Source organism: Caldicellulosiruptor sp. DIB 104C, from assembly GCF_028198085.1.
In the GTDB taxonomy this organism is placed as follows: Bacteria; Bacillota; Thermoanaerobacteria; order Caldicellulosiruptorales; family Caldicellulosiruptoraceae; genus Caldicellulosiruptor; species Caldicellulosiruptor saccharolyticus.
Window position 1 is genome coordinate 1,269,130 of record NZ_CP116337.1, and the last position, 18,772, is coordinate 1,287,901.

22 protein-coding genes, 1 other RNA gene and 2 pseudogenes are annotated in these 18,772 nt (G+C 34.6%); 3 read left to right on the forward strand and 22 right to left on the reverse strand.

Features of this window, described 5'->3' with window-relative positions:
* Positions 1-9: 9 nt before the first annotated feature.
* Positions 10-570: an indolepyruvate oxidoreductase subunit beta gene (locus PGC14_RS06345; RefSeq protein ID WP_039764459.1), complete on the reverse strand. Its 561-nt coding sequence runs from the start codon at positions 568-570 to the stop codon at positions 10-12.
* Positions 563-2,359 (reverse strand): indolepyruvate ferredoxin oxidoreductase subunit alpha, encoded by a 1,797-nt coding sequence (gene iorA, locus PGC14_RS06350; protein ID WP_271629805.1) that lies wholly within the window; start codon positions 2,357-2,359, stop codon positions 563-565. The genes PGC14_RS06345 and iorA overlap by 8 nt, the downstream gene beginning before the upstream one ends.
* A gap of 153 nt (positions 2,360-2,512) precedes the next feature.
* Between iorA and PGC14_RS06355 the strand changes: the two genes are divergently transcribed.
* The 3 genes from PGC14_RS06355 to PGC14_RS06365 all read left to right on the forward strand — a co-directional run bounded on the left by PGC14_RS06355 (position 2,513) and on the right by PGC14_RS06365 (position 5,012).
* Positions 2,513-2,881: a hypothetical protein gene (locus tag PGC14_RS06355; protein ID WP_039764461.1), complete on the forward strand. Its 369-nt coding sequence runs from the start codon at positions 2,513-2,515 to the stop codon at positions 2,879-2,881.
* 79 nt (positions 2,882-2,960) lie between these two features.
* Positions 2,961-3,512: a stage V sporulation protein T gene (gene spoVT, locus PGC14_RS06360; RefSeq protein WP_271629806.1), complete on the forward strand. Its 552-nt coding sequence runs from the start codon at positions 2,961-2,963 to the stop codon at positions 3,510-3,512.
* 159 nt (positions 3,513-3,671) lie between these two features.
* Positions 3,672-5,012, forward strand: a complete 1,341-nt coding sequence (locus tag PGC14_RS06365) for an MFS transporter (RefSeq protein ID WP_011917633.1) — start codon at positions 3,672-3,674, stop codon at positions 5,010-5,012.
* Between the two features lie 66 nt (positions 5,013-5,078).
* Here the strand turns inward: PGC14_RS06365 and rnpB are convergent.
* The 20 genes and pseudogenes from rnpB to recA form a co-directional block, all read right to left on the reverse strand.
* Positions 5,079-5,438: RNase P RNA component class A (rnpB, locus tag PGC14_RS06370), an RNA gene on the reverse strand.
* A 39-nt stretch (positions 5,439-5,477) separates the two neighbouring features.
* Positions 5,478-6,374, reverse strand: coding sequence for a polyprenyl synthetase family protein (locus PGC14_RS06375; RefSeq protein WP_271629807.1), 897 nt, complete (start codon positions 6,372-6,374; stop codon positions 5,478-5,480).
* Positions 6,371-6,634 (reverse strand): exodeoxyribonuclease VII small subunit, encoded by a 264-nt coding sequence (gene xseB / locus PGC14_RS06380; protein ID WP_039764464.1) that lies wholly within the window; start codon positions 6,632-6,634, stop codon positions 6,371-6,373. Before xseB ends, PGC14_RS06375 begins: the two co-directional genes overlap by 4 nt.
* A complete protein-coding gene (gene xseA, locus PGC14_RS06385) occupies positions 6,635-7,993 on the reverse strand; it encodes an exodeoxyribonuclease VII large subunit (RefSeq protein WP_271629808.1) in 1,359 nt (452 codons plus the stop codon).
* Between the two features lie 3 nt (positions 7,994-7,996).
* On the reverse strand, positions 7,997-8,425 hold the full coding sequence (nusB, locus tag PGC14_RS06390; RefSeq protein ID WP_083931432.1) for a transcription antitermination factor NusB: 429 nt from the start codon (positions 8,423-8,425) through the stop codon (positions 7,997-7,999).
* Positions 8,426-8,449: 24 nt separating this feature from the next.
* Positions 8,450-8,659: a DUF2273 domain-containing protein gene (locus PGC14_RS06395; RefSeq protein WP_039764468.1), complete on the reverse strand. Its 210-nt coding sequence runs from the start codon at positions 8,657-8,659 to the stop codon at positions 8,450-8,452.
* 10 nt (positions 8,660-8,669) lie between these two features.
* Positions 8,670-9,209 carry an alkaline shock response membrane anchor protein AmaP gene (gene amaP / locus PGC14_RS06400; RefSeq protein WP_039764469.1) on the reverse strand — a complete coding sequence of 180 codons (540 nt, stop codon included), beginning with the start codon at positions 9,207-9,209 and terminating at the stop codon, positions 8,670-8,672.
* A 53-nt stretch (positions 9,210-9,262) separates the two neighbouring features.
* Positions 9,263-9,649, reverse strand: coding sequence for an Asp23/Gls24 family envelope stress response protein (locus PGC14_RS06405; protein ID WP_011917640.1), 387 nt, complete (start codon positions 9,647-9,649; stop codon positions 9,263-9,265).
* Between the two features lie 91 nt (positions 9,650-9,740).
* Positions 9,741-10,256: a SpoIIIAH-like family protein gene (locus tag PGC14_RS06410; RefSeq protein WP_039764471.1), complete on the reverse strand. Its 516-nt coding sequence runs from the start codon at positions 10,254-10,256 to the stop codon at positions 9,741-9,743.
* Complete coding sequence (locus tag PGC14_RS06415; RefSeq protein ID WP_271629809.1) at positions 10,253-10,801, reverse strand: hypothetical protein; 549 nt, start codon at positions 10,799-10,801, stop codon at positions 10,253-10,255. Before PGC14_RS06415 ends, PGC14_RS06410 begins: the two co-directional genes overlap by 4 nt.
* Complete coding sequence (locus tag PGC14_RS06420) at positions 10,782-11,300, reverse strand: stage III sporulation protein AF (RefSeq protein ID WP_271629810.1); 519 nt, start codon at positions 11,298-11,300, stop codon at positions 10,782-10,784. Before PGC14_RS06420 ends, PGC14_RS06415 begins: the two co-directional genes overlap by 20 nt.
* Before the next feature lie 4 nt (positions 11,301-11,304).
* A complete protein-coding gene (locus PGC14_RS06425) occupies positions 11,305-12,414 on the reverse strand; it encodes a stage III sporulation protein AE (protein WP_271629811.1) in 1,110 nt (369 codons plus the stop codon).
* 19 nt (positions 12,415-12,433) lie between these two features.
* A complete protein-coding gene (gene spoIIIAD / locus PGC14_RS06430) occupies positions 12,434-12,820 on the reverse strand; it encodes a stage III sporulation protein AD (RefSeq protein WP_039764474.1) in 387 nt (128 codons plus the stop codon).
* Between the two features lie 14 nt (positions 12,821-12,834).
* Positions 12,835-13,035 carry a stage III sporulation protein AC gene (gene spoIIIAC, locus PGC14_RS06435; protein WP_039764475.1) on the reverse strand — a complete coding sequence of 67 codons (201 nt, stop codon included), beginning with the start codon at positions 13,033-13,035 and terminating at the stop codon, positions 12,835-12,837.
* Positions 13,036-13,056: 21 nt separating this feature from the next.
* Positions 13,057-13,539: a stage III sporulation protein AB gene (locus tag PGC14_RS06440; protein ID WP_039764650.1), complete on the reverse strand. Its 483-nt coding sequence runs from the start codon at positions 13,537-13,539 to the stop codon at positions 13,057-13,059.
* A 4-nt stretch (positions 13,540-13,543) separates the two neighbouring features.
* Positions 13,544-14,467 (reverse strand): AAA family ATPase, encoded by a 924-nt coding sequence (locus PGC14_RS06445; protein WP_271629864.1) that lies wholly within the window; start codon positions 14,465-14,467, stop codon positions 13,544-13,546.
* A gap of 116 nt (positions 14,468-14,583) precedes the next feature.
* A complete protein-coding gene (locus PGC14_RS06450) occupies positions 14,584-15,363 on the reverse strand; it encodes a TIGR00282 family metallophosphoesterase (RefSeq protein WP_271629812.1) in 780 nt (259 codons plus the stop codon).
* 87 nt (positions 15,364-15,450) lie between these two features.
* Positions 15,451-17,017: pseudogene (rny, locus tag PGC14_RS06455) on the reverse strand (ribonuclease Y).
* Between the two features lie 85 nt (positions 17,018-17,102).
* Positions 17,103-17,705, reverse strand: a complete 603-nt coding sequence (locus PGC14_RS06460) for a regulatory protein RecX (RefSeq protein WP_039764478.1) — start codon at positions 17,703-17,705, stop codon at positions 17,103-17,105.
* Positions 17,689-18,760 (reverse strand): annotated as a pseudogene (gene recA, locus PGC14_RS06465) (recombinase RecA). Before recA ends, PGC14_RS06460 begins: the two are co-directional and overlap by 17 nt.
* Positions 18,761-18,772: the final 12 nt, after the last annotated feature.

The window sequence follows — 18,772 nt, forward strand, 5'->3', positions numbered from 1 at the left end:
ATTTTTATTTTAATATTTTTCATAAATCTTTTCAACCAAAAATTTATTTATGCCAAACATCTTTTGCGGTAGCAGCTCACTCAAGGCTCTCAAAATCTCCTCTTTTGAAAAAGGCAATAAAGAACTTTTGCAAATCAAAGAGAGCATCGCAATGTTCTCTGCTTTCGGCACACCAAGCTCTATTGCTATGTTGTGTGCATCAAAATGATATACATGCTTAAAATTTTGCTTAAAAAACTCTACAATCTCTTCTTTCTTTATCTTTGTCTCTTTTGGTTTTATATACCTGTTATTCAAGATTATCTTTGAATGAACATTTAGTTTGTGCACATTTCTCAGCGCCTCACACATCTCAAGCCCTATTAGCACGTCACTTAAACCATCTGGGATGATAGGACCAACGTCACTACCTATCCTTACAAAACTTACAACAGACCCTCCCCTTTGGCTCATACCTATGTTCTCTGCTGTTTTGACACTATAGCCCCTGTTCATGTAAAGCTGACAAATTACCCTTGAGAGAAAAATATTTCCTTGACCACCTACTCCAGCTATAAGAATATTACTCATTTTCTCCCACCTTCTCAATTGCCATCCTTGGGCAAAAACTTGCACAAAGCCCACATCCACTGCAAAGAGTTTTGTCTATGAAGACATTTTTCTCTTCATCCTCACTAATTGCCGGACAGCCCGTAACATTTATACAAACTTTGCAATTTATACATTTTTCATTTATTCTATAATAACCATTATAACGCTCCAAATTTGCACATTTTCGTCTGAATACAATAACAGAAAGCTTATCTTTTTCTATAAATTCTCTCACCTTTTGAACACATAAATTAAAATCTTCATAAGGGTCAATTATCAAAACCTCTTTGATACCGATTCCCTTTACAACCTCAGCTATTTCAACTCTTTGACCCTCTTGCCCCGTCGCTTTTTGCCCAACACCAGGATGAGGTTGAAACCCCGTCATTCCAGTTGTTAAATTGTCCAGGACACAAACTGTTATGTTGTGTCTATTATAATATGCATTTACAAGGCCTGTAATCCCACTGTGAAAGAATGTAGAATCTCCAATAAAAGCAACCACTTTCTTTTTTTCATCAGCAAGTTTTAATCCCTGTGCCATTGTAATACTTGCACCCATACAAAGGCAGGTGTCTGTTGTTGAGATTGGCTTTGCGTATCCAAGGGTATAGCAGCCTATATCTCCTGTATATATCACATCTTTACCTTTGCATGCATTTTTCACTATCAAAAATGAACTTCTATGAGGGCACCCCGAACAAAGCTGAGACTGTCTTCTTGGTATCTCAGGAGCATTTACAAAGCTTTTTTGTACTAAGAGTCCTTCCTTTTTTGTAACGTTGTATATTATTTGTTTTACTTTGTCAACATCAAGTTCTCCAGCAAATGGAACATAGCCATTTCGTTTACCATATGTTAGAATATGCATTCCATTTTCAAAAAGCACAAGTTTTGTCTCTTCTTCAACCACAGGGTCAAGTTCTTCTATAAATATTAACATTCTTTTCCCTGCGGCAAAATCTAAGATTGTTCTGTCATCTATAGGATGTGCTACAGTTACTTTCAGGATAGAAAATAAATCTTCAAATTCTCTTATTGCTTCTTTTACATAAAAATATGAGATTCCTGATGTAACAATCCCTATTTGTCCATGTCCTTCAATAATATTTAATCTTCCCAGTTCTGTTCTTATTTTGGTGAGTTTTTCCTCAAGTTCAATGTGTTTTTTATAAGAAAGCCCTGGTAATATCACCCACTGAGGTCTTTTTTCAAAGCTTGAGAGCTTTCTCTTTTCTCTTTTGAATTCAAATTCCAATGTCTCGTTTGAATGGCAAACGCGAGTAGTCATTCTAAAGATAACAGGTAGTTTATACTTTTCTGATATCTCAAATGCTACTCTCACAAGAGAAAATGCTTCTTTCGGAGATGATGGGTCAAGAACTGGCAGATTGCAAAATCGAGCAAAATTTCTTGTGTCCTGCTCTGTTTGCGAAGAATGTGGTCCCGGGTCGTCTGCTACAAACACAATCATACCGCCTTCTATGCCGATAATTGATAGTGAAAGAAGTGGGTCTGCTGCAACATTAAGCCCGACCTGTTTCATTGTCGCAACACTTCTTGCACCAGAAAGACTCGCACCTGCTGCAACCTCAAGTGCAACTTTTTCGTTAACAGACCATTCAACATAAAAGTCATCATCTGAGAACTTTTTGAGGGTTTCTATAACCTCTGTTGAAGGTGTTCCAGGATAACCAGTAGCAACATTTACACCGTTTATGAAGAGAGAATAAGCAACAGCTTCATTGCCCATTAACACCTTTTTCATTTTCTTTTCATCACCTTTTCAAAAGCATAGTCTTGTTTTTTATTATACAGCAATCTTGATAATCTGAAAAATGACTTTTTTGAATATTATTTAAGAGTAAAAATATATAGATTTGCAAAAAATACTAAGTAGAATATAAAAGAAGGTGAAAAGATGAGAGAAGATTTACATCTTAATAAACGCCGATTTTTACATTTAAAAAACCTTGTCGAAAATTATACAAGAACTCAACGCCATCTTGAAGAGTATAGCCAGTTTCTACCATATGAAAAAATTCAGCAGGTAGTTCAAAAACAGAGGAGAAGAGAAGAGCAGATAAACAATATTCAAAAAGCAATTTTAAAAGAACACGATAAAGAAGCTGAAGTGAGAAATCTTGTAAAAAATTATCTATACACAGAAGGATATTTGCAACATTACAAAGAAAAACTTCCAAAACACATCATAAACAATATCTTAAAGCGTCAACACTACAGAAAAATCCAGCTTGAAAATTTAATTAAAAAAGCTGACGACGAGTAATAAAGATTTTTTAAAGAATAACAAATAGGAGAATTATAAAAACTAATTATAGAAAATTTAAAAAGGAGTTGAAAGTAAAATGAAGGCAACAGGAATTGTAAGACGCATTGACGATTTAGGTCGAGTTGTAATTCCAAAAGAAATAAGAAGAACTCTTAAAATTCGAGAAGGTGACCCACTTGAGATATATACAGACAATGAAGGTGAGGTCATCTTAAAAAAGTATTCACCAATTGGTGAGATGGGAGCTTTTGCAAAAGAATACGCAGACACCTTGCATCAAGTAAGTGGGCACATTGTAATCATAACTGATAGAGACAAAGTTATTGCTTTGTCAGGCGCCTCAAAAAAGGATTATATGGATAAAGCCTTGAGCCAAGAACTTGAAAGGGTTATGGAAGAAAATACTATTGTGTTTGTAAAATCTGAAAATGACATGAGCAGCATCCCAATTGTTGAAGGAGACACAACAAGGTATACTGCTCAAATTGTCAGCCCAATTCTCTCTGAAGGCACCGTAATTGGATGTGTTATTATGTGTTCAACCGAATCAAATGTCAAGATGGGAGACTCAGAGTACAAGCTTGTTCAAGCTGCAACATCATTCTTTGGCAAACAACTTGAACAATAGTTGTTTTGAACAAACTTTTGGGTTTTGACTGTAGGTTTTAATGCCTACAGTTTTTTTTAATGCAATAATAGAGTATAATAGACAATGTGACCTTTGCATCAGGTTTTGCAGCTATAGAACATTAAAGTACCAAATAATAAATTGGTTGGGGGTCATTAAATGTTTGGCTTAAACTCTGATTTGACATCAGACAGGTCTTTGCAAAGAAGCCTTAACTTTGTCATTCTTGGAATAACTTTTGGAATCGTATTCTTTAATGTTACAACAGGCTCACCAGTTGCTGGTTTTGCCAAAGCTATTGGTTTTGGAGATTTAATGTATGGAATCATGTTAGCATTACCCGTATTAGGTGGAGTTGCTCAAGTTTTTGCATCGTTTGTCTTAGAAAAATCAAAAAAGAGAAAATCTATATTTTTGATAAGTGGTTTTTTACATAGGCTGCCATGGGTGTTTATAGCAATTTTACCATTATTTTTAGGTAAAGGCTCTTATACATTGTTATTTTTACTGATTGCATTTATGACAATTTCTTCAATTTCAAACTCATTTACTAATGTCTCATTTTGGTCGTGGATGGGTGATTTAATACCAGAGCATATAAGAGGACGATTTTTCTCAAGAAGAGCTACTATTTCAACAATTGTTGGAATGCTAAGTGGCTTGGCTATTGGCAAATTCTTAGACTTACATAACAATTTGCCAGGTTTTTCTATAATATTTGTCTTTGCTGCAATAATGGGGATGTTGGATATTAGCTGTTTCTTTTTTGTAAAAGACCTACCAATGAAAAATGAGGAAACTCAATTAGATTTGAAAAAAATGTTTTTTTCCACACTCAATAATCATTACTTCAGAAGATTTATGATGTTCTTCGTAATATGGAATTTTGGACTTAACATTGCAGGTCCCTACTTCAACATGTACATGATAAAAGATTTGAAAATGAGCTATTTTGAGATAATATTGCTAACCCAAATTGTCAGCAACGTTGTCACCATAATAACACTACCGTATATTGGAAGAATAGTTGATAAAATTGGGAATAGACCAATGCTTCTTATAGCAACAGGCTTTATATCCTTGCTTCCTATAATATGGTGTTTTACTAGTGTAAACAATTACAAAGTTTTGGTCACAATTATTAGTATATTTGCAGGTCTTTTATGGCCAATAATTGATATGGGGAATAACAATCTCATTTTAAAGTTGTCTGACCAAAGCCAAACATCTATGTATGTAGCTGTAATTAATTTGTTCAATGCTATATTTGGAAGTGCTATTCCTATTATACTGGGAGGATATTTTATTGAAGATATAGCACCAGTTGTAGTAGCTTTTTTGAAAAACCATATAGGAATAAATGTTGCCACATACCATGTAGCTTTTTTTACATCGGGTTTGATTAGGTTTTTAGCCGTAATTTATCTGAAAAAGAATGTAAAAGAACCTGGTGCAAAGAGTCTGAAAAATGTAATAATCAACAAGATAAAAGTAAACTAAAAACACAAATAAAAATGCCCAGTTTTCTTTTCCAAGACTGGGCATTCTCGATTTTAGGTATATAAAAGTACGACCAGGTCTGTAAGCCGAGTTCTGTCGAGAACGGCTATTTCTCTTTTGGTCTGATGTTACCATCAGACTCATAAGCGACCAACCCGGGAACGCAGCGGGCCACTGCATTGTTCCCCTATTTGGTCTTGCTCCGGGTGGGGTTTGCACAGCCAGTTAGTCGCCTAACTGCTGGTGAGCTCTTACCTCACCTTTTCACCCTTACCACCCACCAAAAATGTGGATGGCGGTTCTTTTCTGTTGCACTTTCCTTGGAGTCGCCTCCACCGGGTGTTACCCGGCACCCTGCCCTGCGGAGCTCGGACTTTCCTCACAAGGTGAAAAACTTTCACCTTGCGCAGCCGTTCGACCTGCTCGCATACATTATTATAATTATTTTGCGTTTTATGTCAACCGTTATTTTTCTCTATTTATCAAATAATTTGTGAGCTCAATAAAAAGACCCATCCTGTCGTACTTTTCTACTATCTCAATGGCCTTCTTTGAAAAGCTCTCTACATAGTTCTGAGCCTTTTCAATTCCATAAAAAGTTACAAACGTATTTTTTTTCTCTTTTATATCCTTTCCAATGCTTTTGCCTACTTTTTTACTGTCACCTATAAAATCCAAGATATCATCTCTAATCTGAAAAGCAAGCCCTAAATTTTTTCCATACTCCTCAAAATCCAATATCACCTCTTCTTTTGCCCCTGCAACATATGCTCCACAAACACAAGAAGCTTGAATGAGCTTAGATGTCTTCTTAAGATGCATCTCATAAAGCAAATTCTCTTCTGTTATTTCTTTTCCTGAATTTACCACATCTATTACCTGTCCACCTATCATTCCTTCTGTCCCAGACGCTCTAAAAAGATATTCTGCTGCTTTTATAAAATTCTCTTTAGCTTTGTTTCTGAGTATCCAATTAAAGCATACTTCTGCTGCTTTGTTCAAAAGTGCATCTCCTGCCAGTATAGCTATTGCCTCGCCAAACACCACATGATTTGTAGGTTTACCACGGCGTAAAACATCATTATCCATTGCAGGAAGGTCATCATGAATCAAAGAATATGTGTGAATCAGCTCTATTGCACAAGCAATATCCAGTACCTTCTCATCAGCTTCTTTACCGCTCAAAAGTTCATAAGAAAGCAAACACAAAATGGGTCTTAGGCGTTTTCCACCTGCAAAAACACTATATCTCATCGCTTCATATATAACATCAAGAGAATTTTTTCCAAGCAAGCTGTCAAGGTGCTTGTCTATCTTTTCTTGAGCGTATTTCAAGTATTCTGTTAACCTCTCACTACTCATTCTTTTTGCCCTAAGCCTCCATATATATCATTCGTTATATCATTTTCCACATATTCGCCATTTAATTTTTCAATCAAAACAATCCTCTTTTCAACCGAACGCAAAATGTCATTGCATAGCCTTGAAAGTTTTATCCCTTCCTCATAAAGCTTTATTGCCTCATCTAAATCGAGATTTTCTTCTTCCAAACTCTTTACAATTTCTTCTAAACGCTTCATTGCATCTTCAAATTTAATTTCATTTCTTACCTCTTCACACACCTATTCATCCGCCCCTTCTTCTGTCCAAAACACCTTAGATTTGATAATCCCATCTGTGATGCGTGTAACTATCTCATCACCAATACTTACCACTCTTACAGTTGTAAGTACTTTTGAGTTATGTATCGTGACCGAGTAACCTCTTTTTAGAATATTAAGTGGATTTAAAGCAATCAATTTTTCCACCTTGATTTTAAACTCAAACTCTTTTTTCTGACAAAAGTTCTTAAAAGCTATATTTAGTCTTTTAAGGAGCATTTCATAGTCATTCTTTGCTTTTGCAAATCTTACATAAGGACCTGAAACTGACAATCTCTTTCCCAAAATCTTTAGGTTACTTGATATATGATGAAGTTTTTTATTAAGCAGAAACGTAAGTTTGCTTGAAAGTAAATCCGCATCTTGTGCAAGCTTGGTAAGTTTGTTTGATGGCGAGTTTTGATATAGTCGATAGAGCTGAAGTTTTAAATCTTCTCTGCTTGACTCTATCTTCTTAGAAATCAAATTTTTCATTTTTCGGCGATATTCATCCAGTTTTTCTAAAGCTTTGTTTTGAAAACTAACAACAATCTCGCCCGCATTTGTTGGAGTAATGGCACGAAGGTCAGCAACAAAATCTGTCAACACATAGTCTCTTTCATGTCCAACAGCTGATATTACAGGAATTTTTGATTCAAATATCTTTCTTACCACCATCTCATCATTAAAAGCCATCAAATCCTCAAACGCGCCGCCACCACGTCCTACAATTATAACCTCCACAGGCAAAATGTTATTAAAATACTCTATTCCCTCACATATCTCATAAGGAGCGTTTTGTCCTTGAACAGAACAGTTGAATATATAAACTTCTATATTTTCAAATTTTGAATAGATTGTATTGAGAATATCTCTCACAGCTGCACCATTTTTGGAAGTAACAATACCAATCTTTTTGGGATATCGAGGTATTTCTTTTTTATGTTTTTGATCAAAAAGCCCTTCTTGTTTTAACTTTTCCTCTAATTGTTTGAGTTTTACAACCAGCTCCCCAAGACCAATATCAGTTATTTCACTTACCTTTATTTCAATTATTCCTTCTTTTTCATAAAAGATAACACTACCTTTGACTAAAACTTTAGTACCATGTCTTACCTCAATCTTTTTGTCAAACCAAAAATAGACGCATTTTACTTTTGCGTCGTACTCTAAATCTTTAAGTTCAAAATACAAATGTTCACCCGACAAAGTGGGTCTAATAACCTCTCCTTTTAGGTATATGTTCTTTAGCAAGATGTCCATTTCAACTTTTTTTCGCAAATAGCTTGTTAGCTCATACACACTCCACTCTTTTTTAGAAACAATATTGTCAAAAAGCATCTTTTATTCTCTTTTCACCTCATTTGCAGCAATACTGCCAAGTATCCCATTTACAAAGCTTGGTGCCTTCTCTACACCAAATATACTTGACAAATCCACAGCTTCATCTATTGCAACAGATATGGGAATCTCCTCTTCAAACAAAAGTTCATAAATAGCAATCCGCATAAGTTCTAATTCCACCATTGGAATTCTGTTCAAAGGCCAATCCTTAGAGTATTTCTCAATAAGATTATCTATAAGTTGCTGATTCCGAATAACGCCTGTCAAGAGCTTTTTTAAATACTCTTCATCTATCTCTTTAAAATTCTCATCTGGATTTAATTCTTTGAATTTGTTTAGAAACTCGATGATATCATATTCATTATTTTGAAATCTATATGCATATAATATCTTCATACAAAGCTCTCTTGTTTTTCGTCTTTTATGCATCGTCCTTCTCTTCCAACCCCTTTTTTACCATGGTAAATGTTTGTCTAAAAACTCTAACAATTTCTTCTTTTCAAAATAGCGACCACCAATAAATACTCCTATTGCTATGCATAAAAATATAAATAATGTCTTCCAAAAACCAAATATTAGAACAAATATAGCAAAAACAAGTCCTATAATTCCGCCAACTGTTTCACCTATATGTTTTAAAACAAATTCTAATATTAATTTCATATCAACACCCCTACCTCAAATGAGTAATGGATGTTTGAGGGGCAACCATATCTTTAACATGCAAATTCACACTTTTAACCGGAATACCTATTGAGGTTTCAACATGATTCTTTATAGCATTTTGAACCTCTTTTGTCAACTCAGGTACATTTACATCATTTATCACAAGTGCATCAACATGGTATTCAACACCACTTTCATCAAACTCTATCTCAATGGTTACATCTTTAATCCCTTTTATATCCTTTATAGCACAGTAACCAGCAGACTCAAATGTCTTTGGTGATATGACAAGATTGCCAAGCTCGTTGGTATGAATTATTCCAAGTCTCACCTTTTTCTTTTTAATCCCAATAAACATTACAGCAAAGCCCATTACTACAATTACTAACGGTACAAGCCCATAAATGGGATTGTTTACATATTCATAAACTGCACTCTGTATTGTATCAATGCTAAATACATTAAGAGGTAATAATATTGCAAAAATTGCAGCCACAATAACTATTAATGTAAATATTGTTAATAATATTCTCTCACCAATCTTCATTTGTATAATTCCTCCTCGCAAAAATGAGAGTAAATCTCTAGATGACCAGAGATTTACTCTTCTGATCCTTCTTTTTGCTCTTCTTTTTCAAATTTTATTCCTTGAACGTGGATATTTACTTCAACAACCTTTAATCCCGTCATGCTCTCAACTGCATTTTTAACCTTTTCTTGTATCTCCCAGGCAACTTCAGGAATTCTGACACCATACTCTACTGTTATGTAGATGTCGATTGCCGCTTCCTTTTCTCCAACTTGCACTTTAACCCCTTTTGCCAAGTTCTTTTTTCCAAGCGCTTCAGTAATATTACCTGTCCATGAACCAACCATTGAGGCAACACCTTTTACCTCTGATGCTGCAACTGCCGCAATAATTGCCACAACCTCTTCAGCAATCTTTACAACTCCACCAGTGGTCTCATTAATAATATTTTCTGACATCTCAAATAGTACCTCCTTATTTGATAAAAGTTTTTTCTTTACTATTCATATTATACCCTACAGTTTTTTATTTTAACAGATTTTATTATTTTCATTGAGAGGCAGATGTTATCCTAATCTTATTCACCGCTACTTTAAAAACATTCATAACCACATTTTGTACTTGAATTGCTTGTTGTTTTGATAGTCTCTTTTGCGTTACCACATAAATAATATCACGAGAGGATAGTACTATACAATCACCTATACCTTTTGAGCTCAAGATACTTTCACATATCATCTCTTTATTGTTGTTGTCAACTATGTCGGAAATTTTCTTATCAATCAACTTTTGACTATCTTCATCCAACTTTTCACTAAGAAGACTTCTCAGAGTATTTACTTCTTTTGAACGCTCAACTTCACGCTTTAATTTTATCTCGCTCAGAACATTTTCACTACTCCTCTCAACTTCTTTACTTACCTCTATTACAGAGGGATTTAGCTTTTTCTTGTTACTATTTTCTATTCTTGAGTTGATAATGCCAACAACAATTACTAATATAACAAGCAAAACTAATGTTATCTGTCTTTTGTTATAAACCTTTATAAAAATCTTTTTATTCATTTTACAAACACCTCAACTTTATCAGGAGTTATTCCTAAAACCGTTGATGCAGCTTTTATAAGACCTATGTAAACCTTCTTCTCCCTTGCTCCTTCAGAGACAATTGCAACACCTCTCACTTTCGGATATATCTTTTTTACAATAAATGGTTTTGACTCATTTCCCTGTTGGACCAGCACCACTTTGCTATCAACCTCTTCCTCTGTTGAAATTTTGTTTTCATCCTGTTTTTCACTTCTGACATTTTTGCGTGTTTCAGTTGCAACAACATATTCATAGCAGTCATCAAATGTTATCATAACAGAGACATTCTTTGTAGGATCAATTTCTTTTAAAATCTTTTCGAGCTTTTTCTCTACTACTTCCTCATATTTTTCTTCTTGTTGATTTTGCTCGCTTTCTTTTACCATTTGCTTGGGGGCTGTGGAAAATGTTGCAGAAACTACAAGTATCAAAAGTCCACAAACTCCCAAGAATATTAATATATCTTTGTTCTTTAAGGTTTTTTCTATTACAGATTTTAACCTATCTGGACTGATTGTCATCTTTAACCTTCACCTCTTCAAACTCTATTTTATCTTTACTCATACCATATTGATTTTTTAAAATGTTAACAATTTTTTCATTGTAATCACCTTTAATTTTTATTTTCTCTACTCTGCCAAACTTAGGCATATTCAAATCTTCACAGATTTTAAGCAAGACAATTTCAATATCCATACCCGTCTCAGCCTCTATTTTCTTTTTAATATCTTCTTTTAATCTATCCTTATACTCATCTACCAAGCTTTGCTTGTACAGGTCTTCAGAATATATCTTTTTTTCTTTAAATTCATCTTCAAGTTTATTTATGCTCTCCATAAATTGAAGCTTTAGATTTTCTGATTTTTCTAAAATTGGGGTGAATATAATCAAGACTATACAAATGCCTAAAAAAATATCAATATACCTTCTATAATTTTCCGGAATCAAGACTTCAATAATTAAAATCACTATCACTATATAGAACAAGTTTGTTACAGTTTGATTTATAAAGTCTTGCACTATTTCACCTTCCAACCTGAATAATAAACAAAACTGTTGAAAATGTAACTACAAACACCAACAGAGAAGCAAATACAATTGAAAAAATCAAAAGGATGTTATCAGCATAATCATCTAAAAACTGGGCAAAACGCGAATCAGAAATAATTCCAACAAAGGCTGCAGTGAGCCTGAATAAAAGCGAAATAATTAAGATTTTGAGAAGTGGAACTCCAACAATGAGCAGCAAAGTAAGAAGCCCTACTACACTTATTGTATTTTTTATAATTCCAAGGCTGCCAGCTAAGGTATCTGCTGCATCAGATAAAATCTTACCAACAAAAGGCACAAAATTCCCCACAGTGTATTTAATTGACTTTGCAACAAGGTTGTCCACTGTAACTCCGGTAAAACCTTCTATAGAAACAATGCCAGTGAACACTACAAGTCCAATTACAATTGACCAAAGAAGAACTGTCTTTAAAAAACTAAGAAGTCGCCTCAGATTAAACCTTCCACCATCTATATTTGAAAGGATACTGATTACAATATAAACATTTACAATCGGCAATATAATATTCTTTAAAAACTCGGATGAAAATACCAACGCAAATACTATCTTGGGGCTGAGAGAAGCAGCATATGTAGCATATCCCATTGTTGCTAAAGTCGAGATGAGAATAGGAAATATGGCTTCTACAAAGCTATTCCCTTTTTGGATAACCTCATTTGCATATAAAAGTACATCCTTTAGATTTTGAAGCACTATTGTTGATAAGGTGAGGAAAAAAGCTAAAAAGGTTGTTTTTCCGAGACCTTGATTTTTTAAGCTGTTTTGTACACTATAGATTAGAGTATATATCAGTGTTACCACCAAGATTGTAGCTATTTGTTTTAATGTTGCATCTATTTCTGAAAAAAGCTTGTCTTTTATAAGTCTAAATATCTCTATATTGAGTTTTCTCCCATTCAATACACCATCTATGTAATCTTTAACATCATTCTCAGCAGTTTTATTTACTATATGTTTAGTTTTTTCGATATAACTCTGTGATATTTTCGAGGCTTGACAAAATTCACATCCCAAAATCAAAGATATAAAAAACGCAAGTGCTATAACCTTTTTCATATCCATTTTTAGATTTTCCTTTTACTTATTTTAGAAACTTTAATATTACCTCAAACAAACCCAAAATTAAAGGTAGAGAGAGAAATAGTATCAAAATCTTTCCTGCAAACTCAAGCTTTCTCGCAATTGCTTCTTCTCCACTGTCTTTACAAACACTTGCTGTATATTCTGAGATTAAAGCTATCCCTGTCATCTTAAGCAAAGTTTTTATATAGGTATTTGCATATGAGATTTTTGTGCTCATCTCTGTTATCTTTTCTACAATATAGGCAAGCTTGTCAACAACCAAGATAAACACCAAAACGCCAAATATCACAGTTATTACAATTGCAATTTCTTTTTGAGTTCTTCTTAAAATGCTCACTATAAGCATGGAAACTATGCAAAGTACGACTATATTAAATATCTCCATCTCTACCACTCAACCTAAAAGAGATTAAATACAGACTTTACTGTATCAAAGAATCTTTTAATGAGGTCAATAATTAGAAAAAGTACAATTATAACTCCAACCAAAGTTGTCATCATTGCAAGTTCTTCTTTTTCTGCCTTGACAAGTACCTGATTTACAAGGTAAAGTATTATTCCAATTACAGCTATTTTAAATATCAAGTCTATTCCATTCATTCAAAGCCACACCTCAACATCTTATAAAAGTAATATACAAATTGACACTCCACAAAAAAGACCAAGCAAAGTAAACATTTTCGAGTTTTTGTTGTACTTTTCTTTGTGAATTTCATAATATTCCCGCAGCTCCCTAATACCCTCATCTATTATCCTGTCTATCTCACTAATAGAAGAGTAACTAATTGAGTTAAAAAGGTTTAGTATAAGCTTGTGCACATTTTCATCAAGCTGGTATACATTTTTCACATCTAAAAGAGCCTTTCCATTCTGCTTATAATAATATTCCAAAATAGTGGTATGTGCAGAAAATACTTTTGATTTAAATCTATTTAAAATTTCAAAAAGTGTGAGGCGTGTTGTTAAAATATCAGCCCTTGCAAAACTAAAAAAGTTTATAAAAAGGTTTATTATCCTGAGTTGTTCTCTTAACTTTAAAGTTTTAGAATACCCAATGAGAAGTGAAGAGAAAATTATTAAACTTGAACCAATTAACTTTAACATCATCTTATTTATCACCCAATGTTATTATTTCTTCTACTGTACCTGGACCATCCTTAGAACTTAAAAATATCACCTTTTCAAAAACATTTTGTTCAAGAACCCTTTTTGAATACGTCCTTTTTTTAAGTTCATGCAGATTTTCCCCATGCATTGTTGCAATGATTTTTACACCCATCTTAGAAGCTTCGGCTACTGCTAAATAGTCTTGAGGACCGCCAAGCTCATCCATAGCAATTATCTCGGGATTTAAACTTCGGATCGCCATAAATACACCGTTTAATTTGTCCACACCATCTAAAACAAATGTTCTGGTACCAAGCTTGCTTTGTTCTTGTGAGTATGTGCTTATCTCTGACCTCTCATCAATTACAACAACTCTGAAACCACTAAAAGATAGATTAATTTCTCCATTGCTTAAAATCCTTATAATATCCCTCAAAAGAGTGGTTTTACCACAGCCAGGCGGTGATACTATGAGAGTGTTATATATGGATTTTGATGGATTTAAAATATGCTTTATCACCTTAATGCCAATTCCTTCAATGCTTTTTGCAACTCTTATATTAAGACCTGTGATAGAATTTAGCGAAATTATTCTTTTGCCATCTGAAGTAAATTTCCCAGCAACACCTATTCTATGTCCACCCTCTATAGTAAAATAGCCTTGAAGAATTTCTCTTTCATAACTAAATAAAGAGTTGTTAGTAAGCGTTCTTATAGCTGAGTGGAGAAGCTCTTTTGTTATTATCAAATTCTCAAAGATATACTCCTCATTTCCCAAAACAATAAGAGGACAAAACAAATTTATCCTTATTTCATTGATTTTGGAAGCGCCTTCCTGTTGAAATCTTTTTTGTATATTACTGTAAATCTCAGAAGGCAGTTTTTCTAAAAGAGCATGTATAGAGTCAGTGTTGAGTTTTACAATAGTAAATCACATCCTTATTCATTTGTTTTATAGTAAATAATTATTATGTTACCTGCGATTTTATGAAAAAAAATTAAGAGGCTACAAAACTCTTTTTTGCAGCCTCTTTCTTTCAATTATTCCTCTAAAGTAAAGTTAATTCTGTCAATAGAAATAGCTTTACCAGTTGAATCATCAATTTCAAATACAATTCCATTGAACTGAGCTTTTCCTTTTGCCACTTCAAACTTGACTGGTAGCATAGTAACAAATTTTTGAATTACAATCTCTTTGTCAACCCCTAAAACTGAATCACTGGGGCCAGTCATTCCAATATCTGTGATATATGCTGTCCCGTTTGGAAGAATCTTTTCGTCGGCTGTTTGGACATGTGTATGTGTACCATACACGCAAGAAACACGTCCATCAAGGTAAAAACCCAAAGCAATCTTTTCAGATGTAGCTTCAGCGTGAAAATCCACAATTATTATATTTGTGTCAAGTTTTTTTAAAATCTCATCACTTTTCCTAAACGGGCAATCAAAGTTTTCCATAAAGACCCGTCCACATAGATTTATCACTGCAAACTTAATATTGTTTTTTTCAAAAATGTTATAACCCCTACCAGGGGTTGTATATTCAGGATAGTTTGCAGGTCTTATTATGCGAGGTTCATTCTCTATGAACGAGAAAATCTCCTTATTAGACCATACATGATTGCCCATTGTCATAATGTCAATTCCTATATTAAATAGCTCATCAGCAACCTTTTTGGTAAGACCATTCCCGCCAGCTGCATTTTCACAATTTGCTATGACAACGTCTATCTTGTAATTCTCCTTGACCTTTGAGAGGGAATTCTTGAGAATATTTCTTCCTGGTCTTCCTACAACATCACCTATTGCTAAAAATCTCATTCCAAACCTCCAAACTTTTTAAACTAAAAAAGGATTTATAAAAAGCGTGTTCTGTTCAAAAGCTTGAACAAAACACGCTTTTCTTTCTTATTTTGCATATTCAACAGCTCTAACTTCACGAATGACATTTACCTTTATCTGTCCAGGGTAATCAAGCTCACTTTCAATTCTTTTCACTATCTCTCTTGCCATTATCACAATATCATCGTCACTAACATGGTCTGGTTTCACCATAATTCTTATCTCTCTACCTGCTTGAATAGCATATGCTTTTTCAACACCTTCAAATGAGTTCGCAATTTCTTCAAGTTTCTGAAGTCTCCTTATATACGACTCAAGAGATTCTCTCCTTGCCCCTGGCCGTGCTGCCGAAACAGAATCAGCAGCTTGAATTAACACATTGTAAATTGACCTTGTTTCCATCTCACCGTGATGTCCACCAATCGCTTCCAGGACATCAGGGTTTGTCTCTTTATACCTTTTTGCAAGGTCATAACCAATCAAAGCGTGAGAACCTTCAACCTCATGGTCAACAGCCTTACCAATGTCATGCAAAAGACCTGCTCGTTTTGCAATGCCCTGGTCAAGTCCAAGCTCTGCGGCCATGATACCTGCGATGTTTGCAACCTCGATAGAGTGAGCAAGTACGTTTTGTCCATAACTTGTTCTGTATCTAAGCTTACCAATCAACTTTATAAGCTCTGGGTGAAGGTTGTGAATACCAAGTTCAAATACAACTCTTTCGCCTTCTTCACGAATTTTGTTTTCAATCTCACGTTTAGCCTTTTCATACATTTCTTCAATTCGTGCAGGATGGATTCGACCATCCAAAATCAACTTTTCTAAAGTGAGCTTTGCAATCTCACGCCTTATAGGGTCAAATCCTGAAAGAATTACAGCCTCCGGAGTATCATCAATAATTAGATCAATTCCAGTGACAGTCTCAAATGTCTTGATATTTCTTCCTTCTCTTCCTATTATTCTACCTTTCATCTCGTCATTTGGTAGTGTCACAACAGATACAGTGTTTTCTGCTACATAATCTGAAGAATAGCGCTGGATAGCCAGTGCAATGATTTCTCTTGCTTTTTTATCAGCCTCTTCTTTTGCTTGTTGCTCTAATTCCTTAATCATAAGTGCAACATCGTGTTTTACATCCTGCTCAACACTCTTTAGGATAATCTGGCGTGCTTCTTCCTGGGTAAGTCCAGAAATCCTCTGAAGCTCTTCCTGCTGTTTTTGCTTTAATAGTTCTATCTCCTCTTGTAGTTTTTGTACATCCTTTATCTTTTGATTCAACTGCTCTTCTTTTTCCTCAACAGTGGCCATCTTTTTTATCAAGCATCTCTTCTTTTTGAATTAGCCTTCTTTCAAATCTCTGAAGCTCTGCACGCCTTTCTCTAACTTCTCTATCAAACTCGCTTCTTGCTTTGTGAATCTCTTCTTTTGCTAAGATAGTTGCTTCTTTTTTATATGCCTCGGCTTGTTTTTTTGCTTCCTCGACAATTCTTTGGGCTTCTTGTTCGGCACTTTTTATAGTCTTTTCTGCAATCTTTTTTCTATATAAATAGCCCAAGAAAAAGGCAACTATTGCAAGAGCTATACTGACTCCTGCAGTAATTATTAACTTTAATGTATCACTAATCTTTTGCACCTCCTTCTTTTTAGCTTGGAAGTCTTAAAACTGTCACAATTAAATTTTATTACTTTTTGCACAGAGTGTCAACAACAGTGATTTTTCAATAATTTAAGTATTCCCTAATTTTTTCTACTATTGTATTGTAATCATATCCTCTTGCAACAAACCATTTTATTAATTTCAAAATCTCTTTATTGTCAGGCTTTTTGAGATGTCTTAGCTTTCTTTGTAAAAGTTTATCAAGAAGCCGTAAGTCACTTTCAGGGCTGAGATTTAGCTGAGAGATTGTAGAATTTTTAAACCCATTTTTCTTAAGAATATTTATTATCTGAAGATTGGATTTAGATCTTTGATACTTTGCAACAAGTTTTTTAGCGGCAGAAAGCTCATCTATATACCCTATCTTAACAAAATAAGCTACCGCCTTAGCAGCAGTAGCCGAATCATATCCTTTGCCAAGCAGATGTTTATAATACATGAACTCAGACCTCATTGGATACCTTGTAAGATAGCCAACAAGATCTTGTTTTGCCTTTTTTAGATTGTCCTCAAAAATAAGTAGACTAAGAGTTTTTTCATCAATATCCTCCAATTCATATACTCTTTTTTCAAAATAGATATCTTTGTCTATCGCAAACTCTCTTCCATCTTCGAGGATTATCAAATACCTTTCACCATGTAACTTCTTATCCAATATCCTCATTTATTTCACCACTTAAAAGAAAGTCATCTTCGGGTATTTCAGCTGTTGTCTTTATCTTCTCAAACGCAAGATTTGCATTTTGTTTTATCTTTTCAATTATCTCTTGCATAATATCAGGATTTTCTTTTTAAAAACTGTTTTGCATTTTCTCTGCCTTGTCCTATCTTTTGACCATTGTAAGTATACCATGCCCCACTCTTTTGGATTACGTCAATATTGACTGCAACGTCTAACACATTTCCTTCTTTTGATATTCCTTCACCATATATCAAATCAAACTCAGCTTCCTTGAACGGAGGCGCAACCTTGTTTTTGACAACCTTTACTTTAACTTTTGTTCCAATTGGTTGACCTTGCTGTTTTATAATCTCGCCTTTTCTGACCTCAAGCCTGACTGATGCGTAGAACTTCAGTGCTCTACCACCTGGTGTTGTCTCAGGATTGCCAAACATCACACCAACCTTTTCTCTTAGTTGGTTAATGAATATAACTGTAGTTTTTGTTTTGCTTGTAATCCCTGCAAGCTTTCTTAGTGCTTGTGACATAAGCCTTGCTTGAAGTCCAACATGAGCCTCTCCCATCTCTCCATCAATCTCTGCTTGTGGCACAAGTGCTGCAACCGAGTCGACAACAATAACATCAATCGCATTACTTCTCACAAGTGCTTCAACAATCTCAAGCGCCTGCTCACCACTGTCTGGCTGAGAGACAATGAGATTGTTTATGTCTACCCCCAGCCTTTTTGCATAAAATGGGTCTAAAGCGTGCTCAGCGTCAATAAACGCTGCTTCACCACCCATCTTCTGCGCCTCTGCTATTATGTGTAGTGCAATTGTTGTTTTACCAGACGACTCAGCACCGTATATCTCTACAATCCTTCCTCGTGGAACTCCTCCAACACCCAGCGCAATGTCCAAAGAAAGTGCTCCTGTTGGAATTACGTCAATGTTTTCTTTGGCCATCTCGCCAAGTTTCATAATGGCACCTTTGCCATATGCCTTTTCAATCTCCATGATTACCCTGTCTAAGGCTTTCTTCTTATCTAAGTTTTCCATTTTAAACCTCCA

Excerpts from the sequence above, each read along its gene's own strand:
- PGC14_RS06425 (WP_271629811.1), bottom strand. The coding sequence starts at position 12,414 with ATGGATATGAAAAAGGTTATAGCACTTGCGTTTTTTATATCTTTGATT.
- spoVT (WP_271629806.1), top strand. The coding sequence starts at position 2,961 with ATGAAGGCAACAGGAATTGTAAGACGCATTGACGATTTAGGTCGAGTT.
- PGC14_RS06395 (WP_039764468.1), bottom strand. The coding sequence starts at position 8,659 with ATGAAATTAATATTAGAATTTGTTTTAAAACATATAGGTGAAACAGTT.
- nusB (WP_083931432.1), bottom strand. The coding sequence starts at position 8,425 with ATGCATAAAAGACGAAAAACAAGAGAGCTTTGTATGAAGATATTATAT.
- PGC14_RS06410 (WP_039764471.1), bottom strand. The coding sequence starts at position 10,256 with ATGAATAAAAAGATTTTTATAAAGGTTTATAACAAAAGACAGATAACA.
- xseA (WP_271629808.1), bottom strand. The coding sequence starts at position 7,993 with ATGCTTTTTGACAATATTGTTTCTAAAAAAGAGTGGAGTGTGTATGAG.
- spoIIIAC (WP_039764475.1), bottom strand. The coding sequence starts at position 13,035 with ATGAATGGAATAGACTTGATATTTAAAATAGCTGTAATTGGAATAATA.
- PGC14_RS06345 (WP_039764459.1), bottom strand. The coding sequence starts at position 570 with ATGAGTAATATTCTTATAGCTGGAGTAGGTGGTCAAGGAAATATTTTT.
- PGC14_RS06405 (WP_011917640.1), bottom strand. The coding sequence starts at position 9,649 with ATGTCAGAAAATATTATTAATGAGACCACTGGTGGAGTTGTAAAGATT.
- PGC14_RS06415 (WP_271629809.1), bottom strand. The coding sequence starts at position 10,801 with ATGACAATCAGTCCAGATAGGTTAAAATCTGTAATAGAAAAAACCTTA.
- iorA (WP_271629805.1), bottom strand. The coding sequence starts at position 2,359 with ATGAAAAAGGTGTTAATGGGCAATGAAGCTGTTGCTTATTCTCTCTTC.
- PGC14_RS06365 (WP_011917633.1), top strand. The coding sequence starts at position 3,672 with ATGTTTGGCTTAAACTCTGATTTGACATCAGACAGGTCTTTGCAAAGA.
- PGC14_RS06450 (WP_271629812.1), bottom strand. The coding sequence starts at position 15,363 with ATGAGATTTTTAGCAATAGGTGATGTTGTAGGAAGACCAGGAAGAAAT.
- PGC14_RS06375 (WP_271629807.1), bottom strand. The coding sequence starts at position 6,374 with ATGAGTAGTGAGAGGTTAACAGAATACTTGAAATACGCTCAAGAAAAG.
- amaP (WP_039764469.1), bottom strand. The coding sequence starts at position 9,209 with ATGAAGATTGGTGAGAGAATATTATTAACAATATTTACATTAATAGTT.
- PGC14_RS06355 (WP_039764461.1), top strand. The coding sequence starts at position 2,513 with ATGAGAGAAGATTTACATCTTAATAAACGCCGATTTTTACATTTAAAA.
- PGC14_RS06440 (WP_039764650.1), bottom strand. The coding sequence starts at position 13,539 with ATGTTAAAGTTAATTGGTTCAAGTTTAATAATTTTCTCTTCACTTCTC.
- spoIIIAD (WP_039764474.1), bottom strand. The coding sequence starts at position 12,820 with ATGGAGATATTTAATATAGTCGTACTTTGCATAGTTTCCATGCTTATA.
- PGC14_RS06460 (WP_039764478.1), bottom strand. The coding sequence starts at position 17,705 with ATGAGGATATTGGATAAGAAGTTACATGGTGAAAGGTATTTGATAATC.